Raw genomic sequence first — 23,036 nt, 5'->3', positions numbered from 1 at the left:
CGTCCCAACCCTCTCCTTTAGTCTGAGGGAGCAAACATTAAAAAAGGCAACTTACGTTGCCTTTTTGCTTTTATTTCGCGGGTGCCATAATCCCATCCCACGTCGCCTGCAGATCCTTCATGTTGTATTCCGGCTCGCCTTTCGGCTGCATCAGAATCAGCGACATATCCTGTGAAAGCTGCTGACGCAGATCCTGGCTCAGCATCTCTGCGGTCAGGCTGTTAAGGAAGTCCTGACGCAGTTTCTGATACTGCTCCGGCGCGATATCCACCACCTGGTTTTGCAGCGAGCGAATACGCTGGCTGATCAGAATATCGGTATCGGTCCGGGCATAGGTGGCGAACAGTTTTTGCAGCTCGAGGTTTTTCTGCGCCACCAGCGCGTTGAACTCCTCTTCGCTCAGGCCGTTCTCACGCACCTTCGCCAGCTCTTTGGCGACCACCGCCATATTGGCGTTCAGCTTGTCGCCCGGCGACTCCACGTTAATGGCGCACTGGGCGCGCTGGAACAGCACCCGGCAATCAAAGCCCAGACCAATGTCTTTGGCGTTGTTCTTGCTCAGGGTTTGCTGAACGTGCCAGAACAGCGCCTCACGGGCTAAATCGGCGCGCCAGTAACGCAGCAGCGCGGCAGATTCGCGAATCGGCTGCCACGGGCTGTCCCACATAATAGAGAGTCGCTCCTGACGCACGGCATCGGTCATGATGCTGACCGGCTCTGCACGCAGCGGCGACAGGGTGGGTACCGGCGCAGGGGTACTGCGCTTGCCCTTCAGCTCGCCAAAGGTTTTGCTGATCTGCTCGATCACCGAGCGGCTATCAATGTTGCCGACCACAATCAGGGTCATGGCGTCCGGGGTGTACCAGGTCTGGTAGAACGATTTGACCTGCTCGATATCAACCGGTTGTTTCAGCGGCTCCGCCGGATCGTGGCCCAGCAGCGCAGAGCCTTTCAGGCGATAGCGCCACCAGCCCTCTTTGGTATCCGCCGGCCAGGTCGCCACCATATCGCTGTTGCTCAGGGCATAATTCACGGTTTCAGGCGTAATCGAGACGCTACCGGCGGTATCGGACAGCCAGGTCAACGCCTCTTTGAGCAGATCGTTACGGTTGTTTGGCAGGCTGAGGTTAAACATGGTGTAGTCATAGGAGACAACGGCAGGCGGCAAAGGACGCTTAGGGTCAATACCCTGTTGCCACAGTGAACGAACCTGTACGGCCTGCAGGCTGCCGCTTTGGGTCAGCGCCAGACGGGGAAGAAAATGGCTGAAACCGCTCTGTTGCGTACTCTCGGTCAGGGAGCCGGTATTGACGGAAAGGCGGATTTCAATGCGGTCGCTGGGGCGTTGTGGTGTGGCTAAAACCTGCCACTGAAAACCGTTCGCCAGCGTACCCTGTTGCCAGGCCGGGTCCGGCTGGAGCGCGTCAGCCTGCACGTAACTGGCTGCTGCCATCATGAGCAAACCGCCGGTTAAGAGTCGAATTTTTGTGCCCTGCATGTGAACCCCTGATCAACATTCCTGGTTATAAAGAGTGCCACACGCCCTGTCGCACTCTAAAGATGATGTTCAAAACACTCCGATTAGACCGCGCGTGAAGCGAAACGTCACGGCAAGAAGTGAAATATACCCGAAATAAATCTTGTCCGATTATGACAAGTATTCAGGGCCATTATGCGCAGGAGCCCGCACCCCGACAAGGGAATGCGGGCCAGAGAGAAGATTTTAGGAGGACAAACCCTGTGTTTTGCCGTCTGGCGCACGATTATTCAGCGTATCGTCGAGTTTTTTGTGGTCCAGCTCTTTCACCCACTTCGCCACCACGATGGTCGCCACGCCGTTACCCACCAGGTTGGTCAGCGCGCGGGCTTCAGACATAAAGCGATCGATACCGAGGATCAGCGCCAGCCCGGCCACCGGCAGGTGCCCTACCGCAGAGATGGTGGCTGCCAGCACGATAAAGCCGCTGCCCGTCACCCCTGCTGCGCCTTTCGAGGAGAGCAGAAGCACCACCAGCAGCGTGATCTGATGGAAGATATCCATATGGCTGTTGGTGGCCTGAGCGATAAACACCGCCGCCATCGTCAGGTAGATCGAGGTGCCATCAAGGTTAAAGGAGTAACCGGTCGGGATAACCAGCCCCACCACCGATTTACGGCAGCCCAGCTTCTCCATCTTGTCGAGCATGCGCGGCAGCGCCGATTCGGACGAGGAAGTACCCAGCACGATCAGCAGCTCTTCACGAATATAGCTGATGAACTTAAAGATGTTGAAGCCTGTGGCGCGCGCAATACTGCCCAGCACCACGACCACAAACAGGATACAGGTAATATAGAAGCAGATGATCAGCTGGCCGAGCTGCACCAGGGTGCCAACGCCATATTTGCCGATGGTAAAGGCCATCGCCCCGAAGGCTCCGATCGGTGCAAGGCGCATAATCATGTTGATAATGCCGAAGATGACCTGCGAGAAGCTTTCAATCACGTTGAAAATCAGCTGGCCTTTGCTGCCGAGGCGATGCAGAGCAAAGCCAAACATCACGGCGAACAACAGCACCTGCAGGATGTTGCCGCTGGCGAAGGCGCCAATCACGCTGCCGGGGATCACATCCAGCAGGAAGGCGACCACGCCCTGATCCTTCGCCTGCTCGGCGTAGACCGCCACCGCTTTCGCATCCAGCGTCGAGGGGTCAACGTTCATACCCGCGCCAGGCTGAACCACGTTCACAATGATCAGGCCGATGATCAGCGCGAGGGTGCTGACCACTTCAAAATAGAGAAGCGCAACCGCACCCGTGCGGCCCACGGCTTTCATGCTTTCCATGCCTGCGATGCCGGTCACGACGGTACAGAATATAACCGGAGCGATCACCATCTTAATCAGCTTAACGAAGGCATCGCCAAGCGGTTTCATTTGGGCGCCTAATTCAGGGTAGTAATGGCCAAGCAGAATACCGATGGCGATGGCGGTTAAGACCTGAAAATAAAGACTTCTGAAGAGAGAGGTTTTCATAAGATGTCCTTGGGAAGAAAAACCGCAGGAAGTGTAGGGTTACTGCTCACCTGCGGCCTTAAAATAGCACCCAATAATCAGGACAAATAGAAGCTCAGGCTGAATTTGAAACACAAATGTTAAGAAACTTGAGCTGGCTCGCACAAGCCAGCAACATTTCATTCAACTGTGTGATTGTCATTCTGGTGAAGATAACGGCTTTCAAAAACATCGCCTGGAACGGCTTTAGCAAACAAAAATCCCTGTCCGCACTCCACCCCGGCATCAGCCAACCAGCGTCGCTGAGCGTCGGTCTCGACACCCTCGGCGATAATCTCCAGCTTCAGGCTGTGCGCCATCTGGATAATCGCCTCCACCATGCTGCTGTCGTCAGGCAGCTCCTCGACAAAGGCCTTATCGATTTTCAGCACGTCTACCGGCAGGGTTTTCATATGCTGGAGTTGACGCAGCCCGGCGTACCCCATGCCAAAATCGTCCAGCGCAATGCGCACGCCGGCATTACGTAGCGGGCGGAGTATTGCCACGGCTTCGTTAGGATCGTCGATCCGACGGCTCTCGGTCACTTCCAGTATCAGGGTATCAGGCTGGATGCGGTAGCGACCGATCATCTCCAGCAGCTCCGGGACCATGTTCGGGTGCATCAGCTGTAATGCCGACAGGTTAACCGACAATGGCATCATTATTCCCCGCGACTGCCAGGCTGACAGCAAACGGCAGGACTCCTCCAGCACCCAGTGACCTACGGTCACAATCAGACCGCAGTTCTCAATGCGGTCGATCAGCCCTTCCGGGAGCTCCCAGCTGCCATCGGCCTGGCGCATCCGCAGCAGCGCTTCAGCGCTCCTTACCTTGCCGGTATGCAGATCCACCTGTGGCTGTAGCCAGATAGCGAAGTGGTTGTGGTCCAGCGCGGTCAGAATATCGTTCTCTTCTGAGAGCCGCTGCTGCGCCTTCTCCATCTGCTCCGGTTCGAAGAACTGGATCTGGTTCTTTCCTTTCTGCCGGGCAGTAAATGCGGCAGAGAATGCCCGGCGGTAGAGCTGCTCGCCGGTCAGGTTGCCGTTAAACATGGCGATGCCGATACTGGCGCTCGGCCGCAGCTGGATCCCCTGTACCGGCAACCGTTCATTTATAACAGTAAGTACTTGCTGACCTAGCGTAATGGCGTGCCACGGTTCTTTGACGCCATTGGCGATAATCACAAAGTCATAGGCGCTTACCTGGGTCAGCACCATCCGCGGTGCCAGTACGGATTTGAGCTTTTCGACCAGCGTCAGCAGCACCATTTCCCGCTGGCTCTCCTTCAGCACGCCAGCGGTGTCCTGCAGGGTTTCACAGGCCACCACCATCAGCGCGGTAGTCTGCTGGCGTTTTACCGCCTGCTCCAGCAACGCCATCAGAAATGCCTTGTTGGGCAGATCCGACACTGCGAAGCGGGTGGCGTTGTGGTTGAGCTCTTCATGCTGGCGCATCATGCGCTGCTGATTCAGATTGTAGCTGCGTACCAGCATGCCAATTTCGTCGTCATGATGCAGACGAGGGACGGGTAGCTGATGCCCGATCTGCTGCTGCGGCGAAAGGGTATCCAGCTCGCGGGCAATCCGGCGCAGCGGGTGGACGATCAGTCGGTTGATGCACCAGGTCAGCGCCACGGTGAGCATCAGCGTCAACAATAAGTAAGTGGTTACCAACGTTGAGACCCAACTGATCACGAATTTGTACATTCGCCAGGAGTCCGATTGCAGCACCAGATAGGCCAGCGGCTGCGGGTTCGCCGGACGCTGCAGGGAATAGACCGGCAGCGAGATTTGTACCGGCAGCTCAAACAGGCGCTTCACCATCACCGGTACCGGACGCTCCGGAATAAAGTTCATGCGCAGCGCCTGAAACTGATTGGGCAGCACCACATCGGCCTGGCTGACGACGCCTGCCGGCCTGATGCTCTTAATAATGGATTCCGCCTGGGGAATGTCGCCCTTAAGAATGGCCGCAGAAAGGGGCTCACGGATTGAGCGGGCAATACTTTCGAGTTGCGAAGCCGTGTTATAGCGATTCTGCTGAATGGCATGAAACAGCAAAATGACGCAAAAGACAAAAACAAACACCATAGTGACGGCAGTCACCATCGCCATTTGTTTGATAGTTAAAGAGCGGCTGACACGCAAAATGAATCTCCAGAAACGCGAAACGCAGGTTAATCAACTGTTACCCCGCTGCTTTCAGAGTATACCTTATCGTGATGTATTTAAGAGAGTGTAACCAACCGTTTAGGGATTATTCTGGTTCCCGCTCCGCACAGGGTGTGGAGCGGTTGTTCAGGCCGGTTACAGCCCCGTATAACGGGGGCTGCAGCCTGGTGCCTTATTCGGCGCTGCGCAGTGAAATCTCCCCGCCTACCCAGGGTTTTATAACTCCATCCTGCTCCAGCAACAGTGCGCCCTGCTCGTTAATACCCCGCGAGGTGCCGTAGATCTCTTTATCGCCAATAATGAGTTTCACCGGACGGTGAACAAAATTATCCAGTTTCTCCCAGCGAGGCAGGAACGGCGTTAACCCTTCCTGTTCGAAGATTCTCAACGAGTGACGCAGCTCATTGATGACCTGCACCGCCAGGACGTTACGATCGATGGCGATCCCCGCTTCCTGCAGGTTGATCCAGCCCTGATTGATATCGTCTGCCTGCACGTTACGCATCACCAGATTGATCCCGGCACCCATCACGATCTGCGCCGCGTCGCCGGTTTTACCCGTCAGTTCGACCAGAATGCCGGCCAGTTTGCGATCCTTAAGATAGAGATCGTTTGGCCACTTCACCCGCACGTCGTCAGCACCAAGGGATTGCAGGACCTCTGCCAGCACAATACCAATCACCAGGCTAAGACCGATGGCGGCAGCGGGCCCCTGCTCCAGGCGCCAGTACATAGACAGGTAGAGGTTGGCGCCAAAAGGCGAAAACCATTTACGTCCCCGGCGACCGCGACCTGCCTGCTGGTACTCAGCCACACAGCTGTCGCCTGACTTCAGTTCGTTGAGCCTGTTGAGCAGATACTGGTTGGTGGAATCAATCACCGGCAGAACGGCGACGCTGTTATCGACAATCTGACTGTGAATAAAGGCTTCGTTCAACAGCTGAACCGGCTCCGGCAGGCTGTAGCCTTTGCCCGGCACGGTAAAGACATCCACGCCCCAGTCGCGCAGGGTCTGAATATGCTTGTTAATAGCGGCACGGCTCATTCCCAGCTGTTCACCGAGCTGTTCACCGGAATGAAAATCGCCGTCGGCCAGAATGGCGATCAGCTTCAGGGGGACAGTATGGTCTTTCATGCAATGGTCTCCACCGCGTTCACTTCACCGTGATGCCCGATAAAGCGCACTTCCGGCTCCAGCCAGACATTGAACTTCTCACCCACGCGCTGACGCACCTGATGGGCCAGCTGCACGACGTCATCGCTGGTCGCATTATTTTCGTTGATAAGCACCAGCGCCTGCTGGCGATGTACCGCCGCGCCGCCAAAGGTGGTGCCTTTGAGCTGACACTGATCGATCAACCAGCCAGCAGCCAGCTTAACGCTGCCATCTGCCTGTGGATAGTGCGGCGCATTCGGCCACTGGGCAAGCAATGTTTGCGCATTTTCGGCGCCGATCACCGGGTTTTTAAAGAAACTCCCGGCATTACCATTCACTCTCGGATCGGGCAATTTGCTCATGCGCATCTGGCAAACGGCCGTAAAAATCTCTTTCGCGGTCACAGTAGCGGGATCCAGACGGGTTAAATCACCGTAGGAGAGAACCGGCTTCCAGTTTTTTGTCAGGCGCAGACCGACCGCGACGATGACATATTTGTCCTGATATTCATGTTTGAAAATGCTGTCGCGGTAGCCGAAACGGCATTCATCAGCTTGTAAACGACGTGCTTCACCGGTAGCCAGCTCGATACAGTCTACATATTCACAGACGTTTTTGAGTTCAATACCGTACGCACCAATGTTCTGAATAGGGGATGAACCGGCACAGCCTGGGATCAGGGCAAGGTTTTCCAGCCCCGGCATGTTGTGTTCAAGGGTAAATTGCACCAGATCGTGCCAGTTTTCTCCGGCACCCACGTGCAGACGCCAGCATTCTTGCGTCTCCTCAACCGCGATCCCACGGATGCGGTTAACGATCACCGTGCCGGAAAAGTCTTCCAGAAAGAGAACGTTACTGCCCTCGCCCAGAATAAGAACGGGTTGATGGTGTTGCGTGGCATGATTCCATGCGGCCAGCAGCTGCTGCGCATCGTCGGCTCGCACGATCTGTCGGGCATTTCGGTCGATACCGAAGGTATTCCAGGGCTTAAGGGAGTGATTCATAGAGGCTATCCAGATGCAAAAACCGGGATAGTTTACCCCATCGGGGGATCTTTGTCGGCTGGAATTGCCGGGCCAGGGGGTGTTGTAGGCCGGATCAGACGCCGACGCCGCCCGGGTTTTTCCCGCCACAACGCAAAAAGCCCATCCGTGAGGATGGGCTTTCGCATGATTTGATGCCTGGCAGTTCCCTACTCTCGCATGGGGAGACCCCACACTACCATCGGCGCTACGGCGTTTCACTTCTGAGTTCGGCATGGGGTCAGGTGGGACCACCGCGCTACAGCCGCCAGGCAAATTCTGTTGTTCACCCCGCCCGCAGGCGCAGTGACTAATCTGTATCAGCTGAAAATCTCTCAAATCCGCCGAAACAGCTTCGGCGTTGTAAGGTTAAGCCTCACGGTTCATTAGTATCGGTTAGCTCAACGCATCGCTGCGCTTACACACCCGACCTATCAACGTCGTCGTCTTCAACGTTCCTTCAGGAGCCTTAAAGGCTCAGGGAGAACTCATCTCGGGGCAAGTTTCGTGCTTAGATGCTTTCAGCACTTATCTCTTCCGCATTTAGCTACCGGGCAGTGCCATTGGCATGACAACCCGAACACCAGTGATGCGTCCACTCCGGTCCTCTCGTACTAGGAGCAGTCCCCCTCAATTCTCCAGCGCCCACGGCAGATAGGGACCGAACTGTCTCACGACGTTCTAAACCCAGCTCGCGTACCACTTTAAACGGCGAACAGCCGTACCCTTGGGACCTACTTCAGCCCCAGGATGTGATGAGCCGACATCGAGGTGCCAAACACCGCCGTCGATATGAACTCTTGGGCGGTATCAGCCTGTTATCCCCGGAGTACCTTTTATCCGTTGAGCGATGGCCCTTCCATACAGAACCACCGGATCACTATGACCTGCTTTCGCACCTGCTCGAGCCGTCACTCTCGCAGTCAAGCTAGCTTATGCCATTGCACTAACCTCCTGATGTCCGACCAGGATTAGCTAACCTTCGTGCTCCTCCGTTACTCTTTAGGAGGAGACCGCCCCAGTCAAACTACCCACCAGACACTGTCCGCAACCCGGATTACGGGTCTACGTTAGAACACCAGCCATTAAAGGGTGGTATTTCAAGGATGGCTCCACGCAGACTGGCGTCCACGCTTCAAAGCCTCCCACCTATCCTACACATCAAGGACCAGTGTTCAGTGTCAAGCTATAGTAAAGGTTCACGGGGTCTTTCCGTCTTGCCGCGGGTACACTGCATCTTCACAGCGATTTCAATTTCACTGAGTCTCGGGTGGAGACAGCCTGGCCATCATTACGCCATTCGTGCAGGTCGGAACTTACCCGACAAGGAATTTCGCTACCTTAGGACCGTTATAGTTACGGCCGCCGTTTACCGGGGCTTCGATCAAGAGCTTCGCGTTGCCGCTAACCCCATCAATTAACCTTCCGGCACCGGGCAGGCGTCACACCGTATACGTCCACTTTCGTGTTTGCACAGTGCTGTGTTTTTTTAATAAACAGTTGCAGCCAGCTGGTATCTTCGACTGATTTCAGCTCCACCCGCAGGGGCTTCACCTACACATCAGCGTGCCTTCTCCCGAAGTTACGGCACCATTTTTGCCTAGTTCCTTCACCCGAGTTCTCTCAAGCGCCTTGGTATTCTCTACCTGACCACCTGTGTCGGTTTGGGGTACGATTTGATGTTACCTGATGCTTAGAGGCTTTTCCCTGGAAGCAGGGCATTTGTTGCTTCAGCACCGTAGTGCCTCGTCATCACACCTCAGCGTTAACAAGGTTCCGGATTTACCTGGAACCTCCGCCTACATGCTTAAACCGGGACAACCGTCGCCCGGCCAACATAGCCTTCTCCGTCCCCCTTCGCAGTAACACCGAGTACAGGAATATTAACCTGTTTCCCATCGACTACGCCTTTCGGCCTCGCCTTAGGGGTCGACTCACCCTGCCCCGATTAACGTTGGACAGGAACCCTTGGTCTTCCGGCGAGCGGGTTTTTCACCCGCTTTATCGTTACTTATGTCAGCATTCGCACTTCTGATACCTCCAGCATGCCTCACAGCACACCTTCGACGGCTTACAGAACGCTCCCCTACCCAACAACACATAGTGTCGCTGCCGCAGCTTCGGTGCATGGTTTAGCCCCGTTACATCTTCCGCGCAGGCCGACTCGACCAGTGAGCTATTACGCTTTCTTTAAATGATGGCTGCTTCTAAGCCAACATCCTGGCTGTCTGTGCCTTCCCACATCGTTTCCCACTTAACCATGACTTTGGGACCTTAGCTGGCGGTCTGGGTTGTTTCCCTCTTCACGACGGACGTTAGCACCCGCCGTGTGTCTCCCGTGATAACATTCTCCGGTATTCGCAGTTTGCATCGGGTTGGTAAGCCGGGATGGCCCCCTAGCCGAAACAGTGCTCTACCCCCGGAGATGAATTCACGAGGCGCTACCTAAATAGCTTTCGGGGAGAACCAGCTATCTCCCGGTTTGATTGGCCTTTCACCCCCAGCCACAGGTCATCCGCTAATTTTTCAACATTAGTCGGTTCGGTCCTCCAGTTAGTGTTACCCAACCTTCAACCTGCCCATGGCTAGATCACCGGGTTTCGGGTCTATACCCTGCAACTTAACGCCCAGTTAAGACTCGGTTTCCCTTCGGCTCCCCTATACGGTTAACCTTGCTACAGAATATAAGTCGCTGACCCATTATACAAAAGGTACGCAGTCACACCACAAGGGTGCTCCCACTGCTTGTACGTACACGGTTTCAGGTTCTTTTTCACTCCCTCGCCGGGGTTCTTTTCGCCTTTCCCTCACGGTACTGGTTCACTATCGGTCAGTCAGGAGTATTTAGCCTTGGAGGATGGTCCCCCCATATTCAGACAGGATACCACGTGTCCCGCCCTACTCTTCGAGTTCACAGCAAGTGTATCTTCGTGTACGGGAGTATCACCCTGTACCCTGCGACTTTCCAGACGCTTCCACTGACACACATGCTGATTCAGACTCCGGGCTGCTCCCCGTTCGCTCGCCGCTACTGGGGGAATCTCGGTTGATTTCTTTTCCTCAGGGTACTTAGATGTTTCAGTTCCCCTGGTTCGCTTCGTTAAGCTATGTATTCACTTAACGATAGTGTGTCGAAACACACTGGGTTTCCCCATTCGGAAATCGTCGGTTATAACGGTTCATATCACCTTACCGACGCTTATCGCAGATTAGCACGTCCTTCATCGCCTCTGACTGCCTAGGCATCCACCGTGTACGCTTGGTCGCTTAACCTCACAACCCGAAGATGTTTCTTTCGATTCATCATCGACTTGCGAAAATTTGAGAGACTCTGACACACCGCTTATCTGTTCCTGTTTCGGAGAACAGACACGGCGCGTCGTTTCAATTTTCAGCTTGATCCAGATTTTTAAAGAGCAAAACTTCGCAGCGCACCTTCTCAGGTACACTCTGAAGTTTTCTTGTTGTCGCAGTAAAGGATGGTGGAGCTATGCGGGATCGAACCGCAGACCTCCTGCGTGCAAGGCAGGCGCTCTCCCAGCTGAGCTATAACCCCATCGCAAAATGCTAATCTCTGTACCGCTAATTCTTTATGAGACAAGGCGTGGAATAACGAAGCATACTTAAGTATGTTAGTTATTCTGCAACGCAGTATCAGGAAGAATTTGGTAGGCCTGAGTGGACTTGAACCACCGACCTCACCCTTATCAGGGGTGCGCTCTAACCACCTGAGCTACAAGCCTGCAGAGATTTTTACTGCTTACTTTTCATCAGACAATCTGTGTGAGCACTGCAAAGGCAGGTTCTTTAAGGTAAGGAGGTGATCCAACCGCAGGTTCCCCTACGGTTACCTTGTTACGACTTCACCCCAGTCATGAATCACAAAGTGGTAAGTGCCCTCCCGAAGGTTAAGCTACCTACTTCTTTTGCAACCCACTCCCATGGTGTGACGGGCGGTGTGTACAAGGCCCGGGAACGTATTCACCGTAGCATTCTGATCTACGATTACTAGCGATTCCGACTTCATGGAGTCGAGTTGCAGACTCCAATCCGGACTACGACGCACTTTATGAGGTCCGCTTGCTCTCGCGAGGTCGCTTCTCTTTGTATACGCCATTGTAGCACGTGTGTAGCCCTACTCGTAAGGGCCATGATGACTTGACGTCATCCCCACCTTCCTCCAGTTTATCACTGGCAGTCTCCTTTGAGTTCCCGGCCTAACCGCTGGCAACAAAGGATAAGGGTTGCGCTCGTTGCGGGACTTAACCCAACATTTCACAACACGAGCTGACGACAGCCATGCAGCACCTGTCTCAGAGTTCCCGAAGGCACCAAAGCATCTCTGCTAAGTTCTCTGGATGTCAAGAGTAGGTAAGGTTCTTCGCGTTGCATCGAATTAAACCACATGCTCCACCGCTTGTGCGGGCCCCCCGTCAATTCATTTGAGTTTTAACCTTGCGGCCGTACTCCCCAGGCGGTCGACTTAACGCGTTAGCTCCGGAAGCCACTCCTCAAGGGAACAACCTCCAAGTCGACATCGTTTACGGCGTGGACTACCAGGGTATCTAATCCTGTTTGCTCCCCACGCTTTCGCACCTGAGCGTCAGTCTTTGTCCAGGGGGCCGCCTTCGCCACCGGTATTCCTCCAGATCTCTACGCATTTCACCGCTACACCTGGAATTCTACCCCCCTCTACAAGACTCTAGCCTGCCAGTTTCGAATGCAGTTCCCAGGTTGAGCCCGGGGATTTCACATCCGACTTGACAGACCGCCTGCGTGCGCTTTACGCCCAGTAATTCCGATTAACGCTTGCACCCTCCGTATTACCGCGGCTGCTGGCACGGAGTTAGCCGGTGCTTCTTCTGCGAGTAACGTCAATCGATGAGGTTATTAACCTCACCGCCTTCCTCCTCGCTGAAAGTACTTTACAACCCGAAGGCCTTCTTCATACACGCGGCATGGCTGCATCAGGCTTGCGCCCATTGTGCAATATTCCCCACTGCTGCCTCCCGTAGGAGTCTGGACCGTGTCTCAGTTCCAGTGTGGCTGGTCATCCTCTCAGACCAGCTAGGGATCGTCGCCTAGGTGAGCCGTTACCCCACCTACTAGCTAATCCCATCTGGGCACATCTGATGGCAAGAGGCCCGAAGGTCCCCCTCTTTGGTCTTGCGACGTTATGCGGTATTAGCTACCGTTTCCAGTAGTTATCCCCCTCCATCAGGCAGTTTCCCAGACATTACTCACCCGTCCGCCGCTCGTCACCCGGGAGCAAGCTCCCTGTGCTACCGCTCGACTTGCATGTGTTAGGCCTGCCGCCAGCGTTCAATCTGAGCCATGATCAAACTCTTCAATTTAAGTTTGATGCTCGTGAATTAAACTTCGTAATGAATTACGTATGTTCACTCAGAGACTTTGGTATTCATTTATCGTCTTGCGACGTTAAGAATCCATGTCACTTTGAGTGCCCACACAGATTGTCTGATAAATTGTTAAAGAGCAGTGCAACGCGGCTTTCGCTCACCGTTGCGAGGTCCCGTATAATACGTTTTCCTTTTTCAGAGTCAAGCGATAATTTCACGCTTTTCCCTGCTGACCCGGCGGCTTGTTTGCCGTTGTTCCGTGTCAGTGGAGGCGCATTATAGGGAGTTCTTCGGCGGTGACAAGCATAAATCTCAAAAAGTTTTCCGTTCGCTTACTTTTCAATCTTTACGTTTATTAAAGCCGCGGATTGCCGGTTAATTGTGCGATTTCCCGGGCAAAACTGGAGACCTGGGACCAGTCGGTATAGACCACTTCTTTGCGTGTATCCGTTTCGCCGCCGGTCATCTTCATAATAAGACGGATCATAAAGCGATCGTACCAGCGATAGCGTGGGTAACGCAGGGCACCGGCAAAGACGGCACAGGCCGTTGGCTTCCAGGGCGAGTTCAGCAAAAACTTACGCGTGTAGCTGTTGGTCTGCGGGGTACGCTTTTCCGCTTTACGCGCCACCAGGTTAACGGAGAAGAAAGCGCCGGGCAGGCTGTTCAGCATTGCCGTATGCTTTTTCACAAAGCGATCCACCGCCGGATGGAAATGGCCGTAGCGGATGGAGGCGCCGATCACCACCCGGTCATACTCCTGCCACGCAATCTCTTCGGTGCGGTTCAGGTTAATGACGTCGGCATAGATGCCCTGCTCTTTTAACTCAGAAGCCAGAAAAGCGGCAATCTCGCGCGTTTGCCCGTCGCGTGTTGAAAATAGAATGAGTGTTTTCACAAATGGCTCCCTTTATTCGCGCCAGAATGTTGGCGTAAAGAGGACCAACAGCGTAAAGACCTCAAGACGCCCGAACAGCATGTTGGCAATCAGGATCCACTTCGCGGTCGGATTCATGCTGGCAAAGTTATCTGCGACCACGCCAAGGCCCGGTCCCAGGTTATTTAATGTAGCCACAACGGAGGCAAACGCCGAGAAGTCATCCACGCCCGTCGCGATAATCGCCAGCATGCTGACGATAAAGACCAGCGCGTAGGCGGAGAAGAAACCCCACACCGCTTCGAGAATACGTTCTGGCAGCGCACGGTTACCCAGCTTGATGCTGTAAACCGCATTCGGGTGTACCAGACGCTTAAGCTCGCGGTTGCCCTGCTTAAACAGCAGCAGGATGCGGATCACTTTTAACCCGCCCCCCGTCGACCCGGCGCAGCCGCCGATAAAGGCCGAACAGAGCAGCAGAACCGGCAGGAAGAGCGGCCAGCGCGCAATACTGTCGGTGGTAAAGCCTGCGGTCGTCGCCATTGACACCACCTGGAAGAAGGCCTGGTTCAGCGTAGTGACCGCCGAAGCATAGACATCGTGTAGCCACAGCACCAGGGTACAAATCACTACCAGCGTCAGCTGCACGCCGATAAACATGCGGAATTCCGGATCGCGCCAGTAGACCTTCAGGTTACGACCACTGAGTAAAGAGAAGTGCAGACCATAGTTACAGCCGGAGATGAGCAGGAAGACCGCAATAATGGTGTTGATGGTCGGGCTGTCAAAATAGCCGATGCTGGCATCATGGGTGGAGAACCCCCCAATCGCGATGGTGGCAAAGCTGTGGCCGATAGCATCAAAGGCCGGCATTCCGGCGAACCACAGCGCCAGCGCACAGGCGACGGTTAACAGCACATAGATGAGCCACAAGGTTTTGGCCGTCTCGGCGATACGCGGGCGCATCTTGTTATCTTTCAGCGGCCCCGGCATCTCTGCCCGGTAGAGCTGCATCCCCCCGACGCCCAGTATCGGCAGGATCGCCACGGCTAATACAATGATCCCCATCCCGCCAAACCATTGCAGCATCTGGCGATAAAAGAGGATGGCATGGGGCAGCGAGTCCAGCCCCACCAGCGTGGTGGCCCCGGTGGTGGTCAGCCCGGAAAAGGATTCAAAGAACGCATCGGTGATGGTCAGGTTGGGCTGTTCGGAAAAGATGAAGGGCAATGCCCCCACGCTGCCCAGCACGGTCCAGAACAGCACCACGATAAGGAAGCCTTCGCGGGATTTCAGCTCCCCCTTCTCACGACGGTTAGGCCACCACAGCAGGGAGCCAATCATCAGCGCGACGAAAAAGGTCTGCGTAAAGGCCCGGCCCGCACCATCCCGATAAATAAGCGCCACCAGTCCTGGGAGGATCATCGTCCCGGAAAAGAGTATGACCAGCAATCCAACGATTCGGGTTATGGCACGAAAATGCATCTCTGCCGCTTCCTTAGGTATTCAATAAGTAAGGTGGGGATTATTCTTCAATCGGCCGTAATTGCAACGAACCACGACTAAAATCAGCCAGTTTTGCTGAGAATACCGGAAGCGACGCCTGGGGTAGCGCCACACGCAATTGCACCGTCGCCTGGTAATCACTGTGCACAATCAGGCCCTGATACTGCTTCAGCAACGCTTCGATGCCGGATAACTGGGCGTAATCGCACAATAAAGTATATTCGGTAAGTGGCGTTTTGCGGATCGTTGTCAGTTGATTCAGCGCCTGCTGGACCCCGCCGCCATAGGCCTTGACCAGCCCACCGGTTCCTAATAATACGCCGCCGTAGTAACGCACCACGACGGCGGTGATTTCGCCCACGCCGCTGCCCATTAACTGAGAGAGCATCGGTTTGCCCGCCGTGCCCGCCGGTTCACCATCATCCGAGAACCCCAGCTTCTGTGAATCGTCGGGCGGCCCCGCTACCCACGCCACGCAGTGGTGGCGGGCGTCAGGATGTTCTGCCCGTACTGACTCAACAAAGGCTTTTGCCGCCTCCACGCCGTCGGTATGCGCCAACAGCGTGATGAAACGGCTTTTTTTGATCTCTTCCGTAAAGGTGACCGGCGCTGCCGGTATGAGCCAGCTCTCCATTACGCCAGCTTCAGGTCCCGCGTCATGTTTTCAGTACCGTTTTCGTGGATCACCACGTTATCTTCGATACGGATGCCACCAAACGGCTTCAGCGCCTCAATTTTCTGCCAGTTGAAGTGCTTGCTGAACTGCCCTTCGCGCCACGGCGCCAGCAGAGACTCAATGAAGTAGATGCCCGGCTCGATGGTCAGCACCATGCGCGGCTGCAGGATGCGGGTGCAGCGCAGGTAAGGATATTTGGACGGCGCTGCCAGATGGGTACCGGTGTCATCCTGCATAAAGCCAGCAGTGTCGTGCACCTGCAGACCCAGCGGGTGGCCGATACCGTGCGGCATAAACGGCCCGGTCAGGTCGTTTTCCACCATCGCCTCTTCACTCATATCGCTGACGATCTGGTGCTTACGCAGCAGCTTCGCAATGCGCTGATGGAACTGGATGTGGTAATCCACATAGCTCACTCCGGCCTTCATGGTGGCGATCAGGGCCAGTTGCTCTTCATTGACGTCTTTGATCAGCTGAGCGAACTCGGTATCGCTGTTCCCGGCCCAGGTGCGGGTCAGGTCCGCGGCATAGCCGTTATATTCCGCACCGGCATCCAGCAGGAAGCTGCGCATTTCGGATGGCGCGCGGTGATCGAGTTTAGTGTAGTGCAGCACCGCCGCGTGCTCATTCAGCGCCACAATGTTGCTGTATGGCACGTCGGTGTCACGATGGCCGGTGGCCGTCAGGTAAGCCAGGTTAATGTCGAACTCGCTCATGCCGGACAGGAAGGCTTCGTGTGCCGCACGGTGGCCGTTGACCGCGGTTTTTTGCGCTTCACGCATGCACGCCAGCTCATAGTCGGTCTTATAGGAGCGGTAGTAGTGCAGATAGTCGATCACGCCTTTCGGGTTGATGTTATCTGCGGCGATTTCCAGACCGCGCGCACGTTCCGGTACCGGGCCAATATAGGCGATGTTGCCGCGGGCAGCAGGTAGCTGGCTGCCAATACCGTCGGCTTTAGGCAGGGCAATCACCTCGATCTCTTCCGTCCAGAAGGAGGTCGGCAGCGGTTCAACGTTGTGCCAGTAATCCACCGGCAGATAGAACCACAGTTTCGGCTTGTTCACGCCGTCCACCAGCAACCAGCAATTGGGAACCTGGGTTACCGGCACCCAGGCTTTAAATTGCGGATTCACCTTGAAGGGATAAGCGTGATCGTCGAGAAAAACATTGAACAGCTCGCCGGAGTGGATGAGTAGAGCATCCAGCTTAAAGCGAGCCAGTACGTCGCGGGTACGTTCCTGTAACGTAACAATGTGATTTTTATACAGCGCGGCCAGTGAGTCCATCATTCTTCCTTTTGTTTTGACCTCAAGTCACCGCATCTTAGCACACCTCAGAAAGGCTGCGTGATCTCCGCCGATCGTGATCAGACCTACAATTATTTAATGAGTAATTTGCATTTCATTAACACAAATCCCACACTCCGAATCATCTGGTATGACCAGATCCAATTGCTGGATTCAGGAGACCGACATGCTCTACAAAGGCGACACCCTGTACGTAGACTGGCTGGAAGGTGGCATTGCCGAACTGGTGTTCGACGCCCCCGGCTCAGTGAATAAACTGGACACCGCAACCGTGGCCAGCCTTGGCCATGCGCTGGACGTGCTTGAAAAAGAGTCCGACTTAAAAGGTCTGCTGCTGCGTTCCGAAAAAGCAGCATTTATCGTCGGCGCAGACATCACCGAATTTCTCTCCCTGTTCCTGGTCCCCCAGGAGCAGCTGAGCAAGTGGCTGCATTTTGCCAACAGCGTCTTTAACCGTCTGGAAGATCTCCCTGTCCCGACGATCTCTGCGGTCAACGGCTATGCGCTCGGCGGCGGCTGCGAATGCGTGCTGGCGACCGATTACCGTCTCGCCACCCCTGATTTGCGCATCGGCCTGCCGGAAACCAAACTGGGCATTATGCCGGGCTTTGGCGGCTCGGTCCGTCTGCCGCGCCTGCTGGGTGCCGACAGCGCTCTCGAGATCATCGCTGCCGGTAAAGACGTCGGTGCCGACCAGGCGTTAAAACTCGGTCTGGTGGATGGCGTGGTTAAGCCTGAAAAACTGCATGAAGGGGCGCTGGCCATTCTGCGTCAGGCAATCAATGGCGACCTCGACTGGAAAGCGAAACGCCAGCCGAAGCTGGAGCCGCTGCACTTAAGTAAAATTGAAGCCACCATGAGTTTCACCATCGCCAAAGGCATGGTGATGCAGACGGCGGGTAAACACTATCCGGCGCCTATCACCGCGGTGAAAACCATCGAAGCCGCCGCACGTCTGGGCCGTGACGAAGCACTGAAATTAGAAAACCAAAGTTTCGTCCCACTGGCTCACACCAACGAAGCCCGCGCGCTGGTCGGTATTTTCCTCAATGACCAGTACGTGAAGGGTAAAGCGAAGCAGCTCACCAAAAACATCGAGACGCCAAAACAGGCGGCGGTGTTGGGCGCAGGCATTATGGGCGGCGGCATTGCCTACCAGTCGGCCTGGAAAGGCGTGCCGGTGGTGATGAAAGACATCAACGAGAAGTCGCTGACCCTGGGCATGACCGAAGCGGCCAAGCTGCTGAATAAACAGCTCGAACGCGGCAAAATCGACGGCCTGAAGCTCTCCGGGGTGATCTCCACTATTCATCCGACGCTGGAATATAGCGGCTTCGATCGCGTGGATGTGGTCGTCGAAGCGGTGGTCGAAAACCCGAAAGTGAAAAAAGCGGTACTGGCAGAAACCGAAGATAAAGTACATCCGGACACCGTGCTGGCCTCCAACACCTCCACCATTCCAATCAGCGAACTGGCCAGCGTTCTCAAGCGCCCGGAAAACTTCTGCGGCATGCACTTCTTTAACCCGGTGCACCGTATGCCGCTGGTTGAAGTGATCCGCGGTGAAAAAACCTCTGACGAAACCCTCGCCAAAGTCGTGGCCTGGGCCAGCAAGATGGGCAAAACCCCAATTGTAGTGAACGACTGCCCGGGCTTCTTCGTTAACCGCGTGCTGTTCCCCTACTTTGCCGGTTTCAGCCAGCTGCTGCGCGACGGAGCGGATTTCCGCAAGATCGACAAAGTAATGGAAAAACAGTTTGGCTGGCCGATGGGCCCGGCGTATCTGCTGGATGTGGTCGGCATTGATACCGCGCATCACGCTCAGGCGGTGATGGCGGCAGGTTTCCCGCAGCGCATGCAGAAAGATTACCGCGATGCCATCGACGCCCTGTTTGAATCGAACCGCTACGGCCAGAAAAACGGCCTCGGCTTCTGGCGTTATAAAGAAGACAGCAAAGGCAAGCCGAAGAAAGAGGAAGACGCAGCCGTGGACAGCCTGCTGGCCGACGTCAGTCACGCGAAGCGCGATTTCAGCGACGAAGAGATTATCGCCCGCATGATGATCCCGATGGTCAACGAAGTGGTGCGCTGTCTCGAAGAGGGTATTATCGCCAGCCCGGCGGAAGCAGACATGGCGCTGGTGTACGGCCTGGGCTTCCCTCCGTTCCACGGCGGCGCGTTCCGCTGGCTGGATACGCTGGGCAGCGCCCGCTACCTGGATATGACGCAGCAGTATGAACATCTCGGCGCGCTTTATCAGGCTCCAGAAGGTCTGCGTACCAAAGCGCGTAATAACGAAGCGTACTATCCCCCGGTTGAGCCCGCCCGTCCGGTTGGCGCACTGAAAACGGCTTAAGGAGTCACAATGGAACAGGTTGTCATTGTCGATGCAATTCGCACCCCGATGGGCCGTTCGAAGGGCGGCGCATTTCGTAACGTGCGCGCGGAAGATCTCTCCGCACATTTAATGCGTAGCCTGCTGGCGCGCAACCCGGCTCTGGAAGCCACCGCGCTGGACGATATCTACTGGGGCTGCGTGCAGCAGACCCTGGAGCAGGGCTTTAACATCGCCCGTAACGCGGCGCTGCTGGCGGAAATCCCGCATTCGGTACCGGCTGTCACCGTCAACCGCCTGTGCGGTTCATCGATGCAGGCCCTGCACGATGCGGCGCGTATGATCATGACCGGCGATGCGCAGGTGTGCATGATCGGCGGCGTGGAGCACATGGGCCACGTGCCGATGAACCACGGGGTCGATTTCCATCCCGGCATGAGCCGCACCGTAGCGAAAGCCGCAGGAATGATGGGGCTGACGGCAGAAATGCTCTCCCGCCTGCACGGTATCAGCCGTGAAATGCAGGACAGCTTTGCCGCCCGCTCCCACGCCCGTGCCTGGGCCGCGACGCAGTCCGGCGCATTCAAGAATGAAATTCTGCCCACCGGCGGTCACGACGCTGACGGCGTGCTGAAGCAGTTCTATTTCGATGAAGTGATCCGCCCGGAAACTACCGTTGAGGCCCTCTCGACGCTGAAACCGGCCTTTGATCCGGTCACCGGTACCGTGACGGCGGGCAGCTCTTCTGCCCTGTCCGATGGTGCGGCGGCGATGCTGGTAATGAGCGAAAGCCGCGCCCGCGAGCTGGGCCTGACGCCGCGCGCGCGCATCCGCTCGATGGCGGTGGTGGGTTGCGATCCGTCAATCATGGGTTACGGCCCGGTGCCAGCCTCAAAGCTGGCGCTGAAAAAAGCCGGGCTTTCCGCCAGCGATATCGACCTCTTTGAGATGAACGAAGCTTTCGCCGCACAGATCCTGCCGTGTATTAAGGATCTGGGGCTGATGGATCAGATCGACGAGAAGATTAACCTCAACGGCGGCGCCATTGCGCTGGGTCACCCGCTGGGTTGTTCCGGGGCGCGTATCAGCACCACGCTGATTAACCTGATGGAACGCAAAGATGCCCAGTTTGGTCTGGCAACCATGTGTATCGGCCTGGGTCAGGGGATCGCGACGGTATTTGAAAGGGTTTAAGGCTTAAACGTAGGCCCGATAAGCAACGCGCCATCGGGCTTTTGCCGGGGGCGCTACGCTTGCCCGGCCTACGAAAGGTATCTGGCTGCCATTAGAATCAATGGCAAAGAGAAAAGGTTTAGTTGCCGTTTTCCCGCCTGTCAGGGGCGGGTTTTTTTCGTCTCAAATAAAGGCAAACGCGTCGCCAAACAGGCGATCTTCACGGGCGTTACGTTCGTTGCAGAACAGATCCCGGGCAATTTTCGCCATCTCAAAACGACCGGCAATATAAATATCGTGGTTAACCAGCGTGCCATGATCCTGCAGCACTGCCGTTAATACGGTGCCGCTGCGACCGCGCCAGCCCTCTTCCGGCTGTTCAACTACTGGCTCAACGCGCAGGTTCGGATGGGTCACGCTCAGCGCTTCCAGCTCAGACAGATCGTAGAGATGCTTCGCCTCGCGGCCACCCCAGTAGATGGTGATATCACGGTCCGGGTTACGCGCCAGCGCCGTCAGCAGGATGGAGCGCGCGTAGGAGAAACCGGTGCCGCCCGCAATCAGGATCAGCGGACGCTCTTCGTCATCACGCAGCCAGGCTTCGCCGTGAGGAATATCAATCTCGATCTCATTCTCTTTCAGAATGCGATCCATGACTGCCATCGCATACAGGTTGAGCTCAGACGCCCCAATGTGCAGCTCGATAAACTCTTGCTCGTCCGGCGTCGAGGCCATTGAGAAAGGGCGCTTATCCCGCTCATCCATCACCACCATCAGATACTGGCCAGCGCGGAAGGAGAACGCCGATTCAGGTACTAAACGGACGCGATATACGGTGTCGGTGATAGCGTCTACCGAAGTCACTTTACAGCTTAAGGTTGTCATTCGCTCTCTCTGTCGGGAAGTCTATAGGGCATAACGGCGCATTCAGGCGTCTTTACCGTTATTCATTATGGCCAGTTCATCCCAGATCGCGTCAATTCGCGCAGTCACCTCAGGATCCTTTTTGATCGGACGACCCCATTCACGTTGGGTTTCGCCGGGCCATTTATTGGTGGCATCCAGTCCCATTTTTGAGCCAAGACCGGAAACCGGTGAGGCAAAATCCAGGTAATCTATCGGCGTGTTTTCCACTAACACGGTATCGCGTGCCGGATCCATACGGGTGGTAATGGCCCAGATCACGTCATTCCAGTCACGGGCGTTGACGTCATCATCGCAAACGATCACAAACTTGGTATACATAAACTGGCGCAGGAAAGACCATACGCCCATCATCACCCGTTTAGCGTGACCCGCATACTGCTTCTTAATGGTTACCACCGCCAGGCGATAGGAGCACCCTTCCGGCGGCAGATAGAAATCAACGATTTCCGGGAACTGCTTTTGCAGGATCGGCACAAACACTTCGTTCAGCGCCACGCCCAGCACCGCGGGTTCATCCGGCGGACGTCCGGTGTAGGTGGAGTGGTAAATGGCATCTTCACGCTGGGTAATGTGCGTCACGGTAAACACCGGGAAGCTGTCGATTTCGTTGTAATAGCCGGTGTGGTCGCCATACGGCCCTTCCGGTGCCATCTCACCCGCCTCAATGTAGCCTTCGAGCACGATTTCAGCGCTGGCAGGTACTTCCAGATCGTTCGAAACGCACTTCACCACTTCGGTTTTGGTGCCGCGCAACAGCCCGGCAAAGGCGTATTCCGACAGGGTATCCGGCACCGGCGTGACGGCACCGAGAATGGTGGCCGGATCGGCACCCAGCGCCACGGCGACCGGGAAGCGTTCGCCCGGATGGGCCGCGCACCACTCCTGAAAATCAAGCGCACCGCCGCGATGCGACAGCCAGCGCATAATCAATTTATTTTTACCGATCAGCTGCTGACGATAGATCCCAAGATTCTGCCGCTCTTTATGCGGCCCGCGCGTCACGGTCAGACCCCAGGTAATCAGCGGGGCGGCGTCTTCGGGCCAGCACTGCATGATCGGGATACGCGTCAGATCGACCGCATCGCCTTCCACGATTTTCTGCTGGCAGGGCGCGCCGCGCAGCCGTTTGGTCGGCATATTCAGGACTTGCTTAAACTGCGGCAGCTTATCGAAGAGATCGCGAAACCCTTTTGGCGGCTCAGGCTCTTTTAAAAAGGCCAGCAGCTTACCCACTTCACGCAACGCGCTGACATCCTCCTGCCCCATCCCCATCGCCACACGTTTTGGTGTGCCAAACAGGTTACAGAGCACCGGCATGGTGTAGCCTTTCGGATTTTCAAACAGGAGCGCTGGCCCACCCGCGCGGAGCGTGCGGTCGGCAATCTCTGTCATTTCCAGGTAAGGATCGACAGGAAGGGTGATGCGTTTGAGTTCGCCCTGCTTTTCCAGCAGTTCCAGGAAGTCGCGTAGATCGTTGTATTTCATGCAGTTAGTC

General features: G+C 55.7%; 12 protein-coding genes, 2 tRNA genes, 3 rRNA genes and 1 pseudogene. 2 read left to right on the top strand and 16 right to left on the bottom strand.

The genetic code is table 11. The annotated features are described in order from the left end of the window. Positions 1 to 79: 79 nt before the first annotated feature. From LRS40_RS08045 to pepQ, 14 genes and pseudogenes are all read right to left on the bottom strand, one after another. Positions 80 to 1,498: pseudogene (locus LRS40_RS08045) on the bottom strand (M16 family metallopeptidase); the annotation flags it as partial. A gap of 225 nt (positions 1,499 to 1,723) precedes the next feature. After that, positions 1,724 to 3,010, bottom strand: coding sequence for a dicarboxylate/amino acid:cation symporter (locus LRS40_RS08040; RefSeq protein WP_231313466.1), 1,287 nt, complete (start codon positions 3,008 to 3,010; stop codon positions 1,724 to 1,726). A 158-nt stretch (positions 3,011 to 3,168) separates the two neighbouring features. Beyond that, the gene (gene hmsP, locus LRS40_RS08035; protein WP_231313465.1) at positions 3,169 to 5,175 is read right to left on the bottom strand and encodes a biofilm formation regulator HmsP; all 2,007 of its coding nucleotides are present in this window, start codon (positions 5,173 to 5,175) and stop codon (positions 3,169 to 3,171) included. 196 nt (positions 5,176 to 5,371) lie between these two features. Then, positions 5,372 to 6,334: a bifunctional biotin--[acetyl-CoA-carboxylase] ligase/biotin operon repressor BirA gene (birA, locus tag LRS40_RS08030; RefSeq protein ID WP_231313464.1), complete on the bottom strand. Its 963-nt coding sequence runs from the start codon at positions 6,332 to 6,334 to the stop codon at positions 5,372 to 5,374. Beyond that, entirely contained in the window at positions 6,331 to 7,359 is a 1,029-nt protein-coding gene (murB, locus tag LRS40_RS08025; protein WP_142487483.1) for a UDP-N-acetylmuramate dehydrogenase, read from the bottom strand. Before murB ends, birA begins: the two co-directional genes overlap by 4 nt. A gap of 175 nt (positions 7,360 to 7,534) precedes the next feature. Then, positions 7,535 to 7,650: ribosomal RNA gene (gene rrf / locus LRS40_RS08020) — 5S ribosomal RNA — on the bottom strand. Positions 7,651 to 7,742: 92 nt separating this feature from the next. Continuing rightward, positions 7,743 to 10,650, bottom strand: a 23S ribosomal RNA gene (locus LRS40_RS08015). A gap of 207 nt (positions 10,651 to 10,857) precedes the next feature. Further along, positions 10,858 to 10,933 (bottom strand) — tRNA-Ala (locus LRS40_RS08010). 110 nt (positions 10,934 to 11,043) lie between these two features. Beyond that, positions 11,044 to 11,120 (bottom strand) — tRNA-Ile (locus LRS40_RS08005). A gap of 70 nt (positions 11,121 to 11,190) precedes the next feature. Then, positions 11,191 to 12,731: ribosomal RNA gene (locus LRS40_RS08000) — 16S ribosomal RNA — on the bottom strand. The 16S, 23S and 5S rRNA genes sit together here with 2 tRNA genes alongside, the layout of an rRNA operon. Before the next feature lie 361 nt (positions 12,732 to 13,092). Then, the gene (gene hemG / locus LRS40_RS07995) at positions 13,093 to 13,635 is read right to left on the bottom strand and encodes a menaquinone-dependent protoporphyrinogen IX dehydrogenase (protein WP_231313463.1); all 543 of its coding nucleotides are present in this window, start codon (positions 13,633 to 13,635) and stop codon (positions 13,093 to 13,095) included. Positions 13,636 to 13,647: 12 nt separating this feature from the next. Next, positions 13,648 to 15,099 (bottom strand): Trk system potassium transporter TrkH, encoded by a 1,452-nt coding sequence (trkH, locus tag LRS40_RS07990; RefSeq protein ID WP_142487485.1) that lies wholly within the window; start codon positions 15,097 to 15,099, stop codon positions 13,648 to 13,650. Positions 15,100 to 15,139: 40 nt separating this feature from the next. Next, positions 15,140 to 15,754 carry an IMPACT family protein gene (locus tag LRS40_RS07985; protein ID WP_142487486.1) on the bottom strand — a complete coding sequence of 205 codons (615 nt, stop codon included), beginning with the start codon at positions 15,752 to 15,754 and terminating at the stop codon, positions 15,140 to 15,142. Beyond that, entirely contained in the window at positions 15,754 to 17,085 is a 1,332-nt protein-coding gene (gene pepQ, locus LRS40_RS07980) for a Xaa-Pro dipeptidase (protein WP_231313877.1), read from the bottom strand. Before pepQ ends, LRS40_RS07985 begins: the two co-directional genes overlap by 1 nt. Positions 17,086 to 17,272: 187 nt before the next feature. On the opposite strand from pepQ, the gene fadB reads away from it, so the two are divergent. Both fadB and fadA read left to right on the top strand, forming a co-directional pair. Then, positions 17,273 to 19,462, top strand: a complete 2,190-nt coding sequence (gene fadB, locus LRS40_RS07975; protein WP_231313876.1) for a fatty acid oxidation complex subunit alpha FadB — start codon at positions 17,273 to 17,275, stop codon at positions 19,460 to 19,462. 9 nt (positions 19,463 to 19,471) lie between these two features. Then, positions 19,472 to 20,635 (top strand): acetyl-CoA C-acyltransferase FadA, encoded by a 1,164-nt coding sequence (gene fadA, locus LRS40_RS07970; RefSeq protein ID WP_231313462.1) that lies wholly within the window; start codon positions 19,472 to 19,474, stop codon positions 20,633 to 20,635. 162 nt (positions 20,636 to 20,797) lie between these two features. Here the strand turns inward: fadA and fre are convergent, their stop codons facing one another. Then, a complete protein-coding gene (gene fre / locus LRS40_RS07965; RefSeq protein WP_142487488.1) occupies positions 20,798 to 21,499 on the bottom strand; it encodes an NAD(P)H-flavin reductase in 702 nt (233 codons plus the stop codon). 42 nt (positions 21,500 to 21,541) lie between these two features. Then, positions 21,542 to 23,026 (bottom strand): 4-hydroxy-3-polyprenylbenzoate decarboxylase, encoded by a 1,485-nt coding sequence (gene ubiD / locus LRS40_RS07960; protein ID WP_106995901.1) that lies wholly within the window; start codon positions 23,024 to 23,026, stop codon positions 21,542 to 21,544. Positions 23,027 to 23,036 lie beyond the last annotated feature (10 nt).

The organism is Leclercia sp. G3L, assembly GCF_021117075.1.
Classification (GTDB): Bacteria; Pseudomonadota; Gammaproteobacteria; order Enterobacterales; family Enterobacteriaceae; genus Enterobacter; species Enterobacter adecarboxylatus_C.
Note: the sequence above shows the minus strand (reverse complement) of the source record. Positions and strands in the feature narration are given on the sequence as shown.